The organism is Vibrio neptunius (assembly GCF_000967495.1).
Classification (GTDB): domain Bacteria; phylum Pseudomonadota; class Gammaproteobacteria; order Enterobacterales; family Vibrionaceae; genus Vibrio; species Vibrio neptunius.
The window spans coordinates 1-19,448 of the sequence record NZ_JXXU01000066.1 but is presented as its reverse complement, the minus strand read 5'-3'; the positions used below and the strand labels follow the sequence as shown (position 1 = coordinate 19,448).

Genomic DNA, 19,448 nt, shown 5'->3' with positions numbered 1-19,448 from the left:
ATAAACCTCTCTTTAATTTAAAACGCTAGCGCTCTCATTACTCTTAACGTAAAGTTTATTTCTATCAATACTATTTATAGCCAGCAATACCCAAACAAAAGTAAGGTTATAGGCAGGCATGACTAGGAACAAAGTTAGTATAGATAAAGAAATTGGGAGAAACACTTTTTTCAATACAGCATAAATATAAAGGATAAACAGCATAAGTCCGATAATGCCACCTGAATATAATATATTAAAGTATAGACTAAACACATCTCTATAGTCTTTACCATGCTCTAGACTAATTCTTTCAAACGAGCCTAATCCATGACCAAAAATCGGACTTTCTTGCCACATTTCTACAGCAAAAAATAAAGAATCAAATCTTTGAATTGCCGAAAGATCTCCAGATAAGTACTCCTCGACTATTATATAGACAGAAGGAGCTACTGCTAGAATCAATAAAAATAGAAAAAATCGCACCGTGAAAGGAAACCGCAATACTATAGTTGCAATTGAAACTGCTATGAATACAAAATAGCCTGTCCTGCCAAATGTAAATAAAAGTGCCGAAAAATTAGCTACAAAAAGAAAATAATGAACATTTTTCTTTTTTAACTCGTAAAATACAGCTATATTAAGAGCGATTAAACTAGACCAAAATGATGGTTCTGGAGATAAGCCTGTATTTCTCGGAATAGTAACTTCTCTCCCTATGGATATTCCGCCTAAATCAAATGCATTTGCATTATTAAAAACCGTTATTAAAGATCTAATAATATTCGGAAAAGGAAAGCTCACGGCGAACATTATTAAGGATATAATTGCTAGTATACTGACACAATAATAGAATGCTTCTAATAGTTGATTTCTATTAAGCCTTATACTTGAAAAGTATCCCTGTACTATTTTGAAGTAGACCCAAAATATTACAAAGTTCATTGGCTGTGTGATGTTTTTTAAATCAACATCACTAATTCCACCCAAAGAAATAACAAATAAAAAAATTAAAAATATGATATCAGAGACATCAAACCTTATTTTATTAAATATTTCTTTAGGTATAAAAAGAATTATTAAAGCAAGAATGTAAAATGATATTGATAGCTTTGTGTTAGGCACAAAGCTAAAATTTATAATACCAGATGATATGATAAATAAATACAATATCACCCGATTACTATAGCTTACCATATACCTTTAGTATCCAATATAGTTCCAGACTTCGGCTTAACATTTTTAAAGCTTGTATGCTCAACCAGCATAATTTTTATATCTGCCCTTTCTGCTTCCGCGTATTCAACTAAAGTTATGTCCTTCATTTCTTCTATATTTGGGAGGTGAGATATATTTGGCTCAACAACCAGAAGTTTACAACCTAATGTTTTGTTAATTTCTTTTACGATATTTAAAGCTGGGCTTTCTCGAAGATCATCTATGTCGGCCTTAAAAGCTATCCCATAGCATGCAATCGTAATATCTCTAGCCGATTTATCAGGGTTTTCTAATAGGAAGTCAGCAATTGCCATTTTGGTTTTATTAATAACCCAACCTGGTTTACTATCGTTTACTTTTCTTGCTGTGTGGATAAGCTTCGCTTCTTCTGGTGTTTTTGCAACGATGAACCAAGGGTCAACAGCAATACAGTGTCCACCGACACCAGGGCCTGGTTGGAGTATATTCACCCTAGGGTGACGGTTTGCTAAAGATATTAATTCCCAAACGTTAATGTCTAGTTTATCGCATATAATGGATAGCTCGTTGGCAAATGCTATCTGAACATCACGAGAACTATTTTCCGTCAGTTTTGCCATTTCTGCTGTACGAGCATTGGTGACAACACATTCCCCTTGTACAAATGTTTGATATAGCTCAACTGAACGTTGTGAACACTTTGGTGTAAGACCACCTATAACACGGTCATTTTCAACTAATTCTCTGACAACATGACCAGGAAGAACACGTTCTGGGCAATGTGCGATGTTGATATCTGCATCCTCACCGTGAGTCTGTGGGAATGTAAGATCTGTACGAGCTTGTGACAACCACTCAGCCATTTGCTCTGTTGCACCCACTGGTGAAGTCGACTCTAATATAACCAAATCACCCTTTTTTAAAACAGGAGCAAGTGCTTTACTAGCCGCTTCGATATAGGAAAGATCAGGCTCCGGCACTTCACCTTCTTTACAAGACAAGAAAGGAGTTGGGACAGCAATAAGAAATGCATCAGCAGCCTCTGGCGTAGTCACTGCTTTTAGGTAACCTTCTTTGACTGCTGCATTTACGATCATATCAAGCTCAGGTTCAACGATATGAATCTTACCTTGGTTGATAGTGTCAACAGCATGTTGGCTAACATCAACACCTACCACTTTTTTCTTACGTGATGCGAACATTGCTGCTGTTGGCAGACCAATGTATCCTAAACCTACAACTGATACTGTTTCAAAAGACATATATACTTCTCGTAAAATTAAATTATTTTGCTAGGACATCTAGAATTCGTTGGCACGCATTTCCGTCACCATAAGGGTTATGTGCAAAGCTCATCTCTTTGTAAGCGTGCTCGTCTTGAAGCAACGTCGTTAACCCTGTAACAATCTTGTCTACATTGGTACCTACCAACTTAACCGTGCCCGCCTCTAACGCTTCTGGGCGCTCAGTTGTATCTCTCATAACCAACACAGGTTTACCTAAAGATGGGGCTTCTTCTTGAATCCCTCCCGAATCAGTAAGAATAATATTAGCCCTATCCATCAAGTAGATAAATGGCAAATACTGTTGAGGCTCAATAAGCTGAACATTACTGATTCCAGCAAGAATTCTATTAACAGGCTCACGTACGTTAGGGTTTAAATGCATGGGATAAACTATTTGAACGTCGGGATGCTTTTTCGCGGTTATGGCTAGCGATTCACAAATACGCTCAAAGCCGCCACCGAAACTTTCTCTTCTATGCCCGGTAACTAGGATTAGTTTTTTGTCATCACAAAGGAAAGGAAATTGCTCTGATAGCTGCTGTTGAAGAGATTCATCAAAGCCTATTTTTTCTTTGATCATCAAAAGAGCATCAATAACGGTGTTGCCCGTCACTGAAATGTTCTCTTTCTCAACATTTTCTTTCAACAAGTTGTTTCGAGAAGTCTCAGTAGGTGCAAAGTGATATTGAGTTAGTGCACCCGTCAACTTTCTATTTGCTTCTTCAGGCCAAGGAGAATAAATGTTACCTGTTCTCAAACCCGCTTCCACGTGACCAACTGGAATTTGCTCATAGTATGCAGCTAGACTGGCAGCCAATGTTGTTGCTGTATCACCATGAACTAAAACCACATCAGGTTTAAACTCCTGTAACACTGGTTTTAGTTCTAATAAAATTCGAGCCGTAACATCATTCAGGGACTGACCTGCTCTCATTAAATCCAAGTCATAATCGGGATGAATTTCAAATAGTTCAAGTACTTGGTCTAACATCTCTCTATGTTGAGCTGTCACACAACATTTTGCCTCAAATCGCTCATCAGCGGATAAAGCATGGACTAAAGGCGCCATTTTAATTGCTTCAGGGCGGGTACCAAATACCGTAAGCACTCTTTTCTTTAACATTCTCTACTCATTTTTAGCAAACACTATTCATGCTTACATCGCTATAACAGACTCAACATGGCCAATGTAGTTTCAAAAAATAGTGCATGCAAAATACAAATTTCCAAACACAAAATTCGGCAAATAGTAACTCAAAATCTGAAGAAAATCGAGCATACGTTGCGACAACTATTGACTGGTTAAGCGCTATTGTAAGCGCCTTACGTCTCAATCCGAAGAGGCTAAATCAAGAAAAGATGATCTTACTAACACTTCCTCTGAATAGTCATATCAACTCTGGCACAGTTGTCGTTGCCAAACTTTGATCAGCTTGAGTATTGATGAGTAAATCTTGTCTCGTCGGCCAGCATTACATCGGGAAAGTAACCACCACATGAGAAACGCACAGCTTATGAGTGAACTCTCATTATCTTTGATAAGAAGCCGGTATCTTAAATCAAGACAGGAGTCCAGAACACAAGACAGCTCGTTGCTAGCGTTTTAGCTTACCGATAATATTTTGTTCGATGACTTTGTATGCTCTGCATATTCTTTTCTTATCCAACGGTTTAGTTTGCAGCCCATTCATATACAACCAATCTTGTAAGTCATACTCTAAAGGTAAATTACCACGGTTGTAGAATCGTTCTGTTACATCCAAACCAATGTTTTGGGGTAAGTCTACTATCAAGTTGTTTGCTATAAATGATTCCCAGAAAGCACAACCTAATCCAGCGTCATCATCCGCTTTAGTATTGATATGATAGTCTTTTCCAAGCAAACGAGAAATCCAGCTTAAACTGAGAAATTGTTCTGTCGCAGGGTAACGAGATTTATAGCCTGACTTCTTACTAAAGCTGAGTTCTGGAATAAGGTGCTCACTCCAAATTTTTAGCAAATCCTGAGTTTCACCGAAGTCAAACAAATCACTCTTATGGAAATACACTGGTTTACCAGCATGCGATGAAATGAAAAATGTGCTGCTAGTGACTACCCTAGAATTCAGCATACTAAACTCAGGTTGTCTTGGGATTTGAGAGTACTGCTCAAAAAGTTCGACAAATCCGCGTCCTGTAATTTTGTTATCCGTTCTAATCTTGGCTGAGTATTTGGTTTTAACAGAATTAAGACCCATATAGGAGCTGTAAATCTGACGATTGTTATTGAGTTTTACCTTTGTGCCACCTTGAACGATATAGTTAGGGCCAGGGTCGTCAAGCTCGATTAACTTATCGTAATCTAATCCTGAAAGATTTTGTCCTTTCCATGTCGAAAGAATGATCGTGGCTTGTGGGAAATAATAGCGTATTGATTTTAAACACTCTTCAGTAATACCGGATAGTTGCTTTCTATCTTTGTTCTCTTGAACTGGGCCCTGAACAACAAATGAAATATCTTTATCCGCTATTTTCATTATTACTTCGCCTTGCTTAAAAAGTCTGTATATTCGTCAGGTACACCACAGAATATCACGTCATTGCGGTCGATTAGGTGATAGTGAATATCCAACCCTTTTTCTATCAATAAATTGTAGAGAGGTGCAATGTAGAGCTCACCCTTTTCCCAGTCATGAACTGGCTTGGCAAGGTATTGATAGTAAGCATCTAAGAAGTCTTTCTGGTGATTAAAATGATACAATCCCGTACTGCACAAATCAGAGATTGGGTTCTTTTCCGCTGTTTGTATAACTCGCGTTGTATGTTCACTTTCTGGTTTGGCAAATGACCAGTTAGCCCCTTCACCTTTGAATACTTCTAGGTAGCCATCACTTTTCGTACTCACATCAGGCAATAGGAAGTCTGGTCTGAAAGTATCAATATTAAAGATAGTAATAGGGCCGTTATGACCTATCCCCTTAGACTGTAGCTGCTCGATGCCCAGTGCGACGGTTTCTGCTTGGCCTCTTGTATCTTCCTCTAATATCGAGATATGGAATTCCGTAATACCCATTTCTTGTGCTTTTTGTCGCACAAATTGTGGAGTATCGAACACGTTTTTCACAACGAAAAGAAATGGCACAGTCGAGAAATAAGCCTGAAAACTCTTTACTGAATGTTCAAACAGCGTTTGTCCATGAGCTTCAAGCATATACTTAGGCTTGGTGTAACCAGCTTTAAAGAAGCGAGAGCTCATGCCCGCCATTGGAATTACAATCATTGTTTTAACCTTACTAGGACATGGTAAAGACGAAATGCGTTAGCAAATAGAGCTTGTTGGCGCGATGAATCATCGGCATGCAGTGGCAGCATAGAAAGAAATAACTGAATTTGCATTGCGTACAAGTTATGAGCTGTCAGGCCAAACTCTCTTTCGATGAGCTCTATAAAAGCTTGTTGAGTTTCCTTATGCTGATTTTCTTCTGCGATTTGCAAAAAGATCTCGCCGTCTTGAATCTTGACTGAGCAGTAGCCTGCGATGATCCAGTCATACAGGCCCAAAATAGAGTGGCTCAACTTGGCTAAATCATAACGTATATCACCAAAAATGGTTTTTTCACCGTTGGGGGTCATGCCTCTAGGGTCTATAGTTTTGATTTTACCTGCTCTAAAGTCATAAAGAATATTACTAAAGCAAAAGTCTCCATGTAAGACAGAGTCCGAGCTGGGACTTTTCGGCAGATGTTTATCACTCTCTGTCAGTATCTCTCGAATCGAAACGCTGTCAGATTCGTTAAATATCCATTGTTGGTCCAAGGACACACCATGTGATTGACAATAATCGTTCAATCTCTGTTTAGTTTTTTGTGAAAATAAGGCATCTAACGAGTTACCGGAACAGTTATTAGGGGCTTTACTTTTTTCACATAAAGATAAGAACTCAATGCAGCTAGCAAGTATCTGGTTCCATATGTGTCCGGGTAGTTTAGAAAAGACGAACAGCTCATTCAAAGCTGTAAGATGCAGATATTCCAATCGGTAGGATGTTTTACCATCTTTGTGAGTGGCACCTAGATATTGAGGAATATTTCCCCTCAGTTCAGCTGGTAACTCTGAGAACCAGTTAGCTTCCGCCGCTATTTTACAGTCCTTTGAGCTAGACTTTTCAATCCATTTTGCATTGATAGTCAGTTCATTGAAGGCTCTCTGAGTGGTGAACTGAGCTTTTGAACGGTAGTAAGTATTCACATGACCAAAGTCAAGCCAGTTGTCAGACTCTACTGGTGTCAAACCGACGCTACTATGATAACGGTTTAACCCCTCAATGAAGTTCCATTCACTTTGGGTGATATTCTTAATCAATTCTCTCGGATTACTAAACTTAAAATACCCATCAATAATTTTTTGAGAATCGTTGGTTGTCTGTGTGTTGCTATCCTTGAGCCAATGTGCACTGTCATCGGTTAATACAGCCCAGTTATAGCTATCTTTTGCATGAGAAATGCTAGCCAAATCATCTCCCACTGGTAACTTCCGATACAAAGTGTCTCCATATAGAACGTGAAGAGGTTTGGACAAGCTATGACCAGATATATTTAGCGCTGCTACCAGAGATGCACCTAAACTCAAACCATCGGGAATTGCTAGTACATTGACATGGTGATCGTCCAACCATGCTTTATCTATTGGAGATATCTGAAATGATTCAGGAATAGATAGGAGCAGCTCAACACCTTCAGGAGATAAAGCTAGTTGATGTTGAAAAAGTCTCCTGTTACCTAGAGGTAAGAAGCTAGGAGGAATCTTACCAAACTCTGATTCAAGTTCTTGGCCGACATAAGCCCCAGACATGATTAAGAACATTGCTTTTCTTTCTCAAGCAATTGATTAATTTCATCAGTACTTAGAGTTGCAAATTCTGATGGTCGCACGGCACGATCATCAATATAGAACCCCTCGTGTCCACACCAAGGCTTACCTACAATGATTTCATCATAAGGTACATCGTGCTTGTCTAGCCATTCAGTAATGATAGGCAATGTATGGATGTTAATTTTTCCAACGTTGCCTTCGTAAGTACGCATGTTCCTAGCAGTGGCTATGACAATGTCAAAACCTTGATTCTTATAATTCCGAACCTGTTCAATCACATCTAAACGAGGTAGAACATTTCTGTAATCAGAGGTGTTGGCTTGGGTTAATGTACCATCGAGATCAACAACTAGCTTTTTCATTGCATACCTTACTTATAGATTAACGTGACTGAGTGTGTTTTTCAGAGCACCGACATTTAAATTAACGATCTTCAAAGCTGCTTTTCCCTGTGCTTGAGCTTTCATTGGATGTTCAAATAGGAATTGCAATGCTTCAGCTAACTCTTCAGCATTATGAATTATTTGACATGCTCCAGCGGATATCAATGACTCTGTGATGTCGGCAAAGTTGTAATAACTTGGCCCTGTCAGAGTGGGTTTAGCGAGTGCAGCTGGCTCTAACAAATTGTGACCGCCAACCTTTTTACCCAGTAAGCTCCCCCCCATAAAACACACATCGGATGAACCTAAAAATGTCATCATCTCACCCATAGTATTGCCGATATATACTTGCGATGAAGGCTGTACATTGTGAGTACTGGTACGTGTTATGGTTGAAAACAAAGTGTCTGCAAGCTGTTCTACTTGTCCAAATCGTTCAGGATGCCTAGGGACAAGGATCAATAACGCGTCAGGTAAGCTTCGTAATAACAGTTTGTGTGCTTCCAGTACTATCTCATCTTCACCCTTGTGTGTACTTGCAGCAATCCATATTGGTCTTTCCGAGCCTATTTTTTCTTTAAGGCACAGGGCGTTGTCTTTTGATTCTTCACTGATTTGGATATCAAATTTGATTGATCCCGTAACCGTCAATCTCTCTTTCGGTACCCCGAGTTTTTCAAAGCGCTTGGCATCGCTTTCATATTGGCACAATACCTTTGTTAAAGGCGAGATGCATTGCTTGAACAAAGGTAAAATGCGCTGGTAACCTCGGAAGGACTTTTCTGATAAACGTGCATTAATGACGGTAACGGGGATGCCAGCTTTATGGGTTTGGACCAAAGTGTTGGGCCACAGTTCAGTTTCAATAATCAGAAGCTGTGACGGTAAAAATCGCTTGATGAATGCTCGAACTGCGAAGCTAAAATCAACGGGCATATAGCGATGTTCGACTAAATCACCAAGAGTTTCCGCTTGCTTAGCGCCTGTAGGTGTGGTGGTGGTTAGTAGAATGATGGTCTCAGGACTAGACTGCTTTATCTGTTTAATTAAGGGGGTTGCGGCGATAGTCTCCCCAACCGAAACAGCGTGTATCCACAAGGGCTTAGTCGTGTTCAACTTAGGAGAAATACCAAAATGCTCTTTCCAGCGCTTCCCTACGTGGGGCTTGCCACTCTTTTTTCTAAAGAGCCCATAAAGTAAAAAAGGTGCTGCGAATGAAAGCAGCACCGTATAAAGCATTCGAATGATCATTTCTTTTTGACAAGTTCTTCTGGGTTAATGTGGGTCCATTTACCACGAGGTTTGTCGATGTATTGAAAATATTCGTTGGTAAAAGTGCCCTGTATACACACGAACTTACGATCTCGAACGTTTACGTCGTCTCTGTTGATGAGCAAATTATGTAAAACGGTTGGGCCTGTCGAGTGGTAAACACCCATTGAAGGCTCATAATTATTTACGTTGTATACCGCTTGCTCTATTGCTTTTGCCAAGTCAGGGTTATTTGGGGCAGTCGCAATAAAGTAGTTAGTGAATCGGGTGTTTTTGTCGATTTTTATATACAGAGAATCGTGATCATCTCCCAGTAGTTTATCCAAAGACCAAACCACCGTGGCGTCAATATCCATATATATCCCGCCTTTGTGATTTAGCACTACCAAGCGCCATAAATCTGCTTGTGCAGCACCATTGGTTAATCTCGAGTAGGCATCATAAACCTCTTCAGATGCATTTTCTTTTAGGTACTCTCCACGAGCTTCGGTACTTACATAGTTGTAATCGCAGTGCATCGTGAGCAAACGGTTAAAAAGGTAATTCAAATAAACAGGTAGAGCTGCTTGATCTGTAAAGTTTGTTTGCCAGATTTGTCGAGGAATTCTTCTTGAGCTTGATAGTTTTATTTTTGCTGGAGAATGTGCCGGAATAGTAAAGCGCTTGTTTGGGAACAGGTAATGAAATAGGTAGGATAACACCTTGAAAATATTGCCAGTTAAGCGAATCAATCTATTGGCGATCAGAATGGACAAATTATTCATTATTCATGTTCTCTTTCTATGAACGGATGGAGATCAGCTAGTTTTGCAATGCTCTTTGGATAGTCTGAGTAATTTGCTCGATTGTAGGAATATCACCGTTGGACTTCATAACAATGCTGTGTTGCTCATAAATTGGAGTATATCTGAACGGGACAGTTGAGTAAAAGATACCTACGGTCGGAGTATGTGTTGAAATAGCTACGTTGCGAACACCCGTGTCAGGAGCAACCATTAAAGTCGCTCTAGCCGTTAATTCGACAAGTTGATCCAGCGGTAAGCAAGGCTGGATCTTAAAATTAGAATACTTAAGTAATTCTTGGCAAAAATCCCCTTTTTCAAACTCATTTTTGCCTTCTAGGTAAATATGAATATAGTTTGGGTTTTCTTGTATAGCTTGCTCCAATACACCGTACATTTGTTCTTTGGAAAGTATCTTACTTTGCTGAGAGGCGCCGTTGAAGTAGAGAACAAAGGGATTATCGGTACACCTCAGCTGTCTGTGATCTGGATAAGCAAAATCAAAAGGGTGTGAAGGGTTATGACCAAGCAGTTTTAGCATATCCATCATACATTCAACTTCTGGTTGAAAGTCCGAACGGTAGACTGCCATATTGAAAAGAGAACCTCTTAGATACCATTTATAAGGGAACCCCATCTTTATTTTCGCCTTACTAAATGCGGTCATCCAATGAGACCTATTGGTACTGGCTAAGTCAAAGAGGATATCTTGCTCACCTAATTGTTTTATATTAGAGATTTTTTCTTTAATCGATATCTTTTTACCACGCTCTTTCCCAGGCATGATGTGAACGTGATCAACGAGATCGCTTGGTAAACCATACATATAATTGGAGACAGCAACTAAAGTAATCTCAGCATTAGGGAAAAACCTACGAGCTTCGACTAAAAAGGGGCGAACTATCACTTGATCGCCAAGTGCAGCATGTCGGATCACTGCGATCTTTTTTACTTTTTCAGGAGCGAATTCTGTCTCTACATAGTGGCGAGCTTTTTTGGATGCATATGCACCACGTTCAAACCAGAGGTGTTTCATAAATTTTTACTCAATGAATTTATCTACAGCAGAAATAACTTGAGGTGGCATTAGTTTATTCAAACAGTCTTGATGTCCAAGTGGACACTGGCGTTTGAAGCAAGGGCGACAGTCTATATCAGTATGCACCATCTCTAGATTATCAGTCAGGGGGGGAGTGTATTTTGGTGAGCTAGAGCCATATATTGCAACGATATTACAACCTACCGCTGCTGAAACATGCATTAACCCGGAGTCGTTAGAGACCACGGTATGACAGGCTGCAAGTAGATCAACCGCTTCAATTAGCGACGTTTCTCCAGCCAGATTAAAACAGTAATGTTGTTGTTCTTGAGTCAGTGCTGCTTTAATTTTCTCTGTGACTTGTTTATCTTTTGCTGAACCGAATAGCCAAACCTGCTGCCCCTTGTTGATAAGGTATCTAGCAAGCTCTGCATAGTGAGAATCTGGCCAGCGCTTTGCTGGGCCAAATTCTGCACCAGGACACAAGCCTACTATAGGGCGGTCACAGGTTAATTTAAGCTTTTGACGCGCTGTTTTTTGGCTATCCGTGCATACTGTTAGGGAAGGCTTGGGGCACCTATCAATACTCACTTCATCAATCATGGATGACTTTTGATAAGAGAGAGCAACGTATCGTTCAACCATATACTGGAAAATACGTTTATCAGGTCTTAAATCATTAAGTAGACCGTAGCGCATCTCACCTTTCCAGCCAATCCTATGCGAGATTCCGGCAAAAAGTGGAATCAACGCAGATTTCGCCGAGTTAGGGAGAATGTATGCATGGGTGTACTGCTGATTAGCCAGCTGGCGTCCGAGCTTCCACCGTCCTGAAAGATGAAAAACACCATGCCCAATAGGCATTTCGATAGCATTATCAATCTCAGGCATTCTTTCAAGTATTGGCCTGCACCATGCAGGTGCGAGTACGTCGATACTAGCACTAGGGTGATATTTTTTAAGTGAGGTATACAAGCTTTGCGACATCACCATGTCGCCTACCCATGATGGGCCGATGATCAGGATTTTCATGAGCATTAACTCTTTAAGTACCAATATTCAATTGCGATGCAACTTACGAAAACGCTGCTTAACTAATAGTTACACAAAGTTTATTGTGTAGTTTCAGCTCTCACTAGATTATCGTTAATTTCTAATTGAGTGGCTGCAAAAAACAATGCAAGCATATATCCGTAGAAAGTACTTATTAGGTTTTGTTGCAGAGCGACTTCTGTAAGACAGAATAGCGCGAAGCTAAAAACAAACAAACATCCTACATAGGCTGCATCTGATTTTTCTCTAAACCTAAAGAAATAACCAAAAGGCACAGCTAGCGTAAAAATCACAGAGATAATCCCAAGTATTCCGCCCGAAGCAAGTTGATCAAAGTACTGGCTATGAGCATGGCCTCTCTTAACTCCTGCCGCCCAATCATTGATGACTCCCTGACTCGCAAGCTCCCTATTCAAGGTTTCCCGTTCTGGGTGAGTCAACCCGATCAAAGGGCGCTCTTTAAAAGCTTCAAACGCTGCACGCCATAGTAGCAGTCTTCCACCAGAAGAAAGTGCCTGCTCTACATTACCATTTGTAATGCTCGTTACCTCATAAATTGTAAAATCAAGTCTTTCTTGAAACTGTGGCGACACAAAGTATGAGCCGATGAGTAAGGAAGATAGTCCAAGACTAGTGAACAAAAAATTTTTAATGCCTATTCTCTTAATATTAATGACCAGTATGAGAGCTAAAACTAGAGGAAGAGCAAATATTGCTCCCCTTGTTAACGTCATCAATGTTGCTGTTGATGCAAACAGGAAAGACACTAGCAACAAAGTACGCAAAATATTATAACGTAATAAAGCGAGTGCTAAGACCGCCAATGAACAGGCTAAATAACCAAAATTGATACTAAATAAAAACCCATCAACTCTAAGTCTCCCTTCCACAAAGTGTTGATAACACGCAAACAAAAATGCGCCAAAACTTCCAAGTATAGTTCCCCATACGAGTGGTTTTATGTAGATGCACTTGGTATTCAAAAAATATTTAAAAGAGAAGTATATAGGTATACAAAGGATGACTCTTGAGGCACCTCTAAAATATCTAAAATTATCCCAATCTAGTAAAACTAGAGGTACATTTGATATAGCATAGGCGCTCAAGCAAGCAATTACTATTTTGTCATGGTTGTCTAATTTTATCTTTTCTCTATTTCTATATATGAGTAGAAATGAAACCAGTACAGCTGCCCCTGCAATAGCAACAGAGCCATTATTCGTGCTGAGTAATAATGCTAAAACTAGAAATATTGATAGTGAAAATAGTTTGTCACTTTTTGTGTATAGATTGTTTAATTTCATACAAATTACAAATAAAACTGTTCCAATTTAGAGATATGAGATGCCATAGAGAATTCCTTCTTAGCGCGATTATATGCTTGATTACTTTTATCGTACATTAAGTCCGGATTTCTTAAATAGTTTTCTATTTTTGACGCCATATCTAAATTGTCAAATGGCTGACATAGAAGTGCTGAGGAATCTAAAACCTCAGGGAGAGCCCCTGTTTTCCAAGCGACGATCGCTTTTTTGGCTGCCATTGCTTCAATAGCGGTTAGACCAAAAGCTTCATTATGATTAGGTAAGCAAACGATATCCATTATAGACAACATCTGGCACGTATCTTTTCTAAAACCAATCAAATGGACTCGACTATTAAGGCGTAGGTCGTGAATTCTACTCTTAAGTTTCTGAACAAAATTAACGTCTGCGCCTTCAGATACCTCTAGTCCTCCAACAAGCAAAAGATGGAGCTGAGGGTATTGCTCGGTTAATAAATTAAAAGTTTCTAGCAGCTCCATTTGCCCCTTACCTGAGCAAATTCGTCCAATATTTCCGACTACAATCGATTGATTTGGTAAAGCAATTTCATCCTTAATTCTCTTTATTTTTTGCGGGTCTTCAACGGGGTCTAGTTGAATATCTGTGCCAAGCCACAATCGAGATATTTTACCTTCAGGTACAGGCAGTGATTTGATGTTTCGTTCATATGTTTTGTCACTTATAGCAAGCACCTGATCGATATGAGCGTAGACCAATCTATGGTAAAAATCTTTTTTTGGGCGTTTTACACCCATATGCTCAGTAAATAAGGTTTTCCTTCTGAGCAACAGATTTAAGAGTGCAGAAATAAGGATGTCGCCAGATTTATGACAATGTACAATGGACACATTTCTCTGCACTAACCAGCGATTGAGTTCAAATAACTGTGAGATTATTAGGCTGTTTTTTGACAAAACTTCAAAAACCTCAACACCAGCTCTCCGCATACTTTCTGCGACCGGTGTACCAGCTATACATAAGCCGAAAACAGTATAGCCACGATCAGCGAGCTCCTCGCTCGTTCTAATAGGGTACATCTCTAGCCCCCCCCAACCTTGGGAGAGGCAAATATGAAGGATTGCAGGCTTTGACACAAATAACCTTATAATACTTAGCGTGAATTAAGGAGGTTGCTCCACTATCTTAAATTAGACTCTTTCTGGAGACTAACGATTGATCTGCTTCATATATTCAGCTACACCCTGAGCTACCGTTTTAAACTCATGTCCACAGCCAGCAGCACGGAGCTTTGTCAGATCTGCTTGAGTAAACTCTTGGTAAGCGCCTTTTAAATGTTCAGGAAATGGGATAGTTTCTATTTGACCTTTGCCATGATAAGAGATCACCGCTTTAGCCACTTCTTCAAATGACTCTGCATTACCAGTACCCAGGTTGAAGATTCCAGTTCTACCATTTTCCATAAACCAAAGGTTTACCGCAGCCACATCACCGACGTAAACAAAATCACGTTTAAAAGATTCGCTACCTGCAAACAATTTAGGGTTCTCGCCCGCATTCATTTGATTATTTAGGTGAAAAGCAACAGATGCCATCGAGCCTTTATGCTGTTCTCGAGGACCGTAAACATTGAAGTAACGGAAACCCGTTATTTGAGATAGCTTTTCTCCATGTTCTTCAGCATCTCGCCAAATACGACGCACGTAGTTATCAAACTGCTGCTTAGAGTAGCCGTATACGTTCAGTGCACCTTCATACTCTTCCTCTTCAATGAAAGTATCTGTTTCACCATAAGTGGCCGCAGAAGAGGCGTAAAGGAAAGGAATCTCTCGTTCTAGACAATAATGCAGAAGCTCTTTTGAATACTCATAGTTATTGAGCATCATGTACTTGCCATCCCACTCAGTCGTCGCAGAGCAAGCCCCTTCATGGAAAATTGCTTCGATAGGGCCTAAATCATCACCAGCCATAATTTGAGATAGGAAATCATCACGGTCCATGTAGTCAGCAATGTCAAGGTCGACTAGATTTTGAAACTTCTTACCATTTTTAAGATTGTCGACAACTAAGATCTCAGTAATACCTTTTTCGTTTAGTGCTTTAACTATATTGCTGCCTATCATGCCAGCGCCGCCAGTTACGATGATCATATTAATAGCCTGATACTGTGAAAGTTCAGCAGAGTATAACATGCTTGCGGTTGGCTCCAAGGGCTATCTTATGGTCTCTAATGTCCGACCATAGCAGGTCGCTAATCAACCTGCTTTGTTGTATCCTTAGGCAAAATTCTATTTAGTAAAATTTTGAAATACTTATATAGCCTGATCACATCTGTAGTTGTCGTGAATTAGGTTGAGAATATCGAGAGATTTAGGAAAGACATTAGATGAAGATACTGGTTACTGGCGGTGCGGGTTTTATTGGCTCTGCGGTTATCCGTCATATCATCCAAAATACTCAGGATGAAGTGGTAAACGTAGACAAGCTGACCTACGCTGGAAACTTAGAGTCCCTTGATAAAGTTGTGGATAGTAAACGTTACTCGTTCGAACAAGTCGATATTTGCGATGCAAGTGAGATGAAACGCATTTTTGAAAAACATCAGCCTAATGCGATTATGCATCTTGCAGCTGAGTCTCACGTAGACCGTTCAATTGACGGCCCCGCAGCTTTTATTGAAACCAACATCATGGGTACTTACACCCTACTTGAAGCCGCCCGCACTTATTGGGGACAACTTGATGATCAAGGTCAGTCAAAGTTTCGCTTCCACCATATTTCTACCGATGAGGTATATGGTGACCTTGAAGGTACTACGGAACTGTTTACTGAAGAAACGCCGTATGAACCATCCAGCCCTTATTCAGCCTCCAAGGCTTCAAGCGACCATTTAGTTAGGGCTTGGCAGAGAACTTATGGACTGCCCACCCTAGTGACCAACTGCTCTAATAACTACGGCCCTTATCATTTTCCAGAGAAACTCATTCCTTTAATGATCCTCAATGCATTGGAAGGTAAACCTTTACCTGTTTATGGTGATGGCAAGCAGATCCGAGACTGGTTGTTTGTAGAAGATCATGCTCGTGCACTGTATCTGGTTGTAAAAGAAGGAAAGGTTGGTGCAACCTACAATATTGGTGGCCATAACGAGAAAACCAATATTGAAGTCGTTAAAACAATTTGTAATCTACTAGAGGAGCTGGTTCCGAATAAGCCAGAGGGAATCGCTCACTATCAAGACCTCATAACTCACGTGATGGATCGTCCTGGACACGATGTTCGTTACGCCATCGATGCGAGTAAAATCGAGAATGAGTTAGGGTGGAAACCAGAAGAGACATTTGAGTCAGGTATCAGAAAAACCGTATCTTGGTATTTGAACAACAAAGTTTGGTGGCGCCGGGTGCTCGATGGCACCTATGCTTTTGAACGCCTTGGCATTGGGAGTAAGTAATGAAAGGTATTGTACTTGCTGGTGGTTCAGGAACACGTTTATTTCCACTGACTCGTGGTGTCTCCAAACAACTGCTGCCTATCTATGATAAGCCTATGGTGTTTTATCCAATCTCGACACTGATGCTTTCTGGAATTAAGGACATTTTGATCATTACCACGCCAGAGGACAATCTGAGCTTTAAACGTTTGTTAGGTGACGGCAGTGATTTTGGAGTTAATTTAGAGTATGCCATACAGGAAAGTCCAGATGGCTTAGCTCAAGCCTTTATTATTGGCGAGGACTTCATTGGCGATGATAGTGTTTGTCTGGTTTTAGGTGACAACATATTTTATGGTCAATCGTTTAGTAGAGCATTGCAAAACGCAGCTAAAAGAGAACACGGTGCAACAGTATTTGGCTATCAAGTTAAAGACCCAGAGCGTTTTGGTGTCGTAGAGTTTGATCAAAATATGAAAGCTATCTCAATCGAAGAAAAGCCTCTAAAACCTAAGTCAAATTATGCGGTTACTGGCCTCTACTTTTATGACAATCGTGTGGTGGATTTTGCTAAAAAAGTGGAGCCATCGGATCGAGGTGAGCTAGAGATTACTTCAATCAACGAGATGTATTTACATGATGATAGTTTGAATGTTGAACTTCTAGGAAGAGGCTTCGCGTGGCTCGACACAGGGACACATGAAAGCTTACATGAAGCATCGTCATTCGTTCAAACCATTGAGCATGTACAAGGGCTTAAAGTGGCATGTCTGGAAGAGATTGCGTGGCGGAACGGCTGGTTATCAGATGATGATATAGAACAGTTAGCCAAGCCTTTGCTCAAGAACGATTATGGCCATTATTTGCTCTCTTTAATAAAAAGGTAGGGAGAGTAGAGTGAAGGTTTTGATTACAGGCAGCAACGGCCAAGTCGGACATTTATTAAAGCAAAAGCTTAGTCAGCAAGCTGAGTTACTGGCATTGGACCGCCAACAACTAGATATTACAGACAAGATTGCAGTAGACAACATTGTATCTAAGTTCCAACCTGACTATATCATTAATGCAGCAGCTTATACTGCGGTTGATAAAGCAGAAACTGAAAAGGAACTCTCATTCTCGATAAATAGAGATGGTCCGCTTTACTTAGCGCAGGCAGCGGAGACGCACGATGCAGTCATGCTCCACATATCGACAGATTATGTGTTCGATGGTCAAGGCAATATGCCATACTCTGAGCTTGATAGTACAAACCCTATGAGTGTATACGGAGACAGTAAACTCTCCGGAGAGCATGCTGTCACTCTAGCGTGTAAGCGATATTTAGTATTAAGAACCTCATGGGTTTTTGGAGAATATGGCACAAATTTTGTCAAGACGATGCTACGTCTAGGCGGAGAGCGAGACTCCCTTAATATAGTGGCAGACCAGTTTGGGGGACCTACCTATGCGGGAGATATCGCAGATGCTCTTGTGTCTATGATTAAACATATTGAAAATGGTGGGAATACAGAATGGGGGATTTATCACTTCTCTGGGGCTCCACATGTTAGCTGGTTCGATTTTGCTACCGCTATTTTTGCTGAGGCAGAAAATGCTAAAGTACTCGCTAAGCAACCTGAATTAAGCGCCATTTCAAGCTCAGAGTTTCCGACACCGGCCAAACGTCCTGCCAATTCGCGACTAAACTGTAAAAAGATAGAGACTCAGTTTGGTATCAACGAAAGTGATTGGCGCAAGGCACTAAAAAAGATTAAAGCGTACGTATAATAAATATGAAAGTAATCAATACTCCTATCTCAGATGTCAAAATCATTGAGCCGCAAGTATTTGGCGATGAAAGAGGCTTCTTTATGGAAACTTGGCAACAGAATAAGTTTGAAGAACTTGTAACTGGCTATCCTGTACAGTTTGTCCAGGATAATCACTCAAAATCAAAAAAAGGGATACTGCGCGGCTTACATTTCCAAACTGAAAACACGCAAGGAAAACTGGTTCGAGTTGTTTCTGGCGAGGTTTATGATGTTGCGGTAGATGTACGTAAAGGCTCTAAAACATTTGGACAATGGGTAGGCGTCTATCTTTCTGCAAAAAATAAGCGACAATTGTGGGTTCCCGAAGGCTTTGCGCATGGTTTCTATGTAACAAGCGAAGAAGCAGAGTTTGTTTATAAATGTACAGACTTTTACAACCCGAGTGCGGAAGTGTCTATTTTATGGAGTGACAGCAGTTTGGCCATCGATTGGCCAGTAGTCGATACTCCGATTGTATCGGAGAAAGACGCTTGTGGAATCTCATTTGATTCTCTAATTTAACATCTGGAATGATGAATGAGCGTCTTAGTGTGGACTGACTAAAGTATGGTTCAAACAGCGCATGCAATTAGCTATTAGTCGCTACTAATACTTATCACTAGGCGCTCTCAATGGCCTCAGCTCAAGTTTTGGCAAGGTTGTGGCCTGTATACCAGATGAGCATCTACCTCTAAATCAAGAGGAGTTATTGTTTATCTAAACAATCCCGTGAATCATCCCGCCTAGTAGACACCTCACCAGAGCTGAAATATACCATTCCCTCTAGGTCTCGCTGAATTGATCAGACTCTTTAGGGACAGGACACAACAAAAACATTCCAGTCAATCCCATTGCAGAACATTGCAAAACCTCTGTCTTGATATTCGAGTCCAGCGTTGTTTGTTGCCATCGCTTAGCCGGTACTGATACTCATTCACTCGGTGATGTGACGGTTCATATTATGATAGGCCCACCTCTATATAGCCTTGTTTATTAGACATCAGAAAACTTCAATCTCACCTTGCCGTTGTACGTAAAGGGGAAGCAACTGGATAAAGAATGATGGCGAATAACCTCTTGTAACCCTCCCTGTTTTA

At 40.3% G+C, this 19,448-nt stretch carries 18 protein-coding genes; 4 read left to right on the top strand and 14 right to left on the bottom strand.

Translation table 11 applies throughout. The features are described 5' to 3' along the window. Positions 1–12: 12 nt before the first annotated feature. From TW84_RS20330 to rfaD, 14 genes are all read right to left on the bottom strand, one after another. Positions 13–1,176 (bottom strand): O-antigen ligase family protein, encoded by a 1,164-nt coding sequence (locus tag TW84_RS20330; RefSeq protein ID WP_045977449.1) that lies wholly within the window; start codon positions 1,174–1,176, stop codon positions 13–15. Beyond that, positions 1,170–2,438, bottom strand: a complete 1,269-nt coding sequence (gene wecC, locus TW84_RS20325; protein ID WP_045977448.1) for a UDP-N-acetyl-D-mannosamine dehydrogenase — start codon at positions 2,436–2,438, stop codon at positions 1,170–1,172. The genes TW84_RS20330 and wecC overlap by 7 nt, the downstream gene beginning before the upstream one ends. A gap of 22 nt (positions 2,439–2,460) precedes the next feature. Continuing rightward, positions 2,461–3,585, bottom strand: a complete 1,125-nt coding sequence (wecB, locus tag TW84_RS20320; protein WP_045977447.1) for a non-hydrolyzing UDP-N-acetylglucosamine 2-epimerase — start codon at positions 3,583–3,585, stop codon at positions 2,461–2,463. A 472-nt stretch (positions 3,586–4,057) separates the two neighbouring features. Further along, positions 4,058–4,981, bottom strand: a complete 924-nt coding sequence (locus TW84_RS20315; RefSeq protein WP_045977446.1) for a WavE lipopolysaccharide synthesis family protein — start codon at positions 4,979–4,981, stop codon at positions 4,058–4,060. Further along, positions 4,981–5,721 carry a glycosyltransferase family 2 protein gene (locus TW84_RS20310; RefSeq protein ID WP_045977445.1) on the bottom strand — a complete coding sequence of 247 codons (741 nt, stop codon included), beginning with the start codon at positions 5,719–5,721 and terminating at the stop codon, positions 4,981–4,983. The genes TW84_RS20315 and TW84_RS20310 overlap by 1 nt, the downstream gene beginning before the upstream one ends. After that, a complete protein-coding gene (locus tag TW84_RS20305; protein ID WP_045977444.1) occupies positions 5,718–7,304 on the bottom strand; it encodes a hypothetical protein in 1,587 nt (528 codons plus the stop codon). The genes TW84_RS20310 and TW84_RS20305 overlap by 4 nt, the downstream gene beginning before the upstream one ends. Then, on the bottom strand, positions 7,295–7,675 hold the full coding sequence (locus TW84_RS20300; RefSeq protein ID WP_045977443.1) for an HAD hydrolase family protein: 381 nt from the start codon (positions 7,673–7,675) through the stop codon (positions 7,295–7,297). The genes TW84_RS20305 and TW84_RS20300 overlap by 10 nt, the downstream gene beginning before the upstream one ends. Positions 7,676–7,687: 12 nt before the next feature. Continuing rightward, a complete protein-coding gene (gene waaA / locus TW84_RS20295; RefSeq protein ID WP_045977442.1) occupies positions 7,688–8,947 on the bottom strand; it encodes a lipid IV(A) 3-deoxy-D-manno-octulosonic acid transferase in 1,260 nt (419 codons plus the stop codon). After that, complete coding sequence (locus TW84_RS20290) at positions 8,944–9,732, bottom strand: glycosyltransferase family 32 protein (protein ID WP_045977441.1); 789 nt, start codon at positions 9,730–9,732, stop codon at positions 8,944–8,946. The genes waaA and TW84_RS20290 overlap by 4 nt, the downstream gene beginning before the upstream one ends. Before the next feature lie 37 nt (positions 9,733–9,769). Beyond that, on the bottom strand, positions 9,770–10,786 hold the full coding sequence (locus TW84_RS20285) for a glycosyltransferase family 9 protein (RefSeq protein WP_045977440.1): 1,017 nt from the start codon (positions 10,784–10,786) through the stop codon (positions 9,770–9,772). A gap of 6 nt (positions 10,787–10,792) precedes the next feature. Continuing rightward, positions 10,793–11,821, bottom strand: a complete 1,029-nt coding sequence (gene waaF / locus TW84_RS20280; protein ID WP_045977439.1) for a lipopolysaccharide heptosyltransferase II — start codon at positions 11,819–11,821, stop codon at positions 10,793–10,795. Positions 11,822–11,901: 80 nt separating this feature from the next. Further along, the gene (locus TW84_RS20275; RefSeq protein ID WP_045977438.1) at positions 11,902–13,146 is read right to left on the bottom strand and encodes an O-antigen ligase family protein; all 1,245 of its coding nucleotides are present in this window, start codon (positions 13,144–13,146) and stop codon (positions 11,902–11,904) included. 5 nt (positions 13,147–13,151) lie between these two features. Continuing rightward, positions 13,152–14,261 (bottom strand): glycosyltransferase family 4 protein, encoded by a 1,110-nt coding sequence (locus TW84_RS20270; RefSeq protein WP_240478209.1) that lies wholly within the window; start codon positions 14,259–14,261, stop codon positions 13,152–13,154. A 72-nt stretch (positions 14,262–14,333) separates the two neighbouring features. After that, on the bottom strand, positions 14,334–15,275 hold the full coding sequence (gene rfaD / locus TW84_RS20265; RefSeq protein WP_045977461.1) for an ADP-glyceromanno-heptose 6-epimerase: 942 nt from the start codon (positions 15,273–15,275) through the stop codon (positions 14,334–14,336). Positions 15,276–15,511: 236 nt separating this feature from the next. Here rfaD and rfbB point away from each other — a divergent pair, with 236 nt between their 5' ends. Genes rfbB through rfbC form a run of 4 tightly spaced genes read left to right on the top strand, consistent with a single transcriptional unit; the run spans position 15,512 to position 18,873 of the window. After that, a complete protein-coding gene (rfbB, locus tag TW84_RS20260) occupies positions 15,512–16,579 on the top strand; it encodes a dTDP-glucose 4,6-dehydratase (RefSeq protein ID WP_045977436.1) in 1,068 nt (355 codons plus the stop codon). Continuing rightward, positions 16,579–17,445, top strand: coding sequence for a glucose-1-phosphate thymidylyltransferase RfbA (gene rfbA / locus TW84_RS20255; RefSeq protein ID WP_045977435.1), 867 nt, complete (start codon positions 16,579–16,581; stop codon positions 17,443–17,445). The genes rfbB and rfbA overlap by 1 nt, the downstream gene beginning before the upstream one ends. Positions 17,446–17,455: 10 nt before the next feature. Further along, positions 17,456–18,328, top strand: a complete 873-nt coding sequence (rfbD, locus tag TW84_RS20250; protein WP_045977434.1) for a dTDP-4-dehydrorhamnose reductase — start codon at positions 17,456–17,458, stop codon at positions 18,326–18,328. 5 nt (positions 18,329–18,333) lie between these two features. Beyond that, entirely contained in the window at positions 18,334–18,873 is a 540-nt protein-coding gene (gene rfbC / locus TW84_RS20245; RefSeq protein WP_045977433.1) for a dTDP-4-dehydrorhamnose 3,5-epimerase, read from the top strand. The last annotated feature ends 575 nt before the right edge of the window (positions 18,874–19,448 follow it).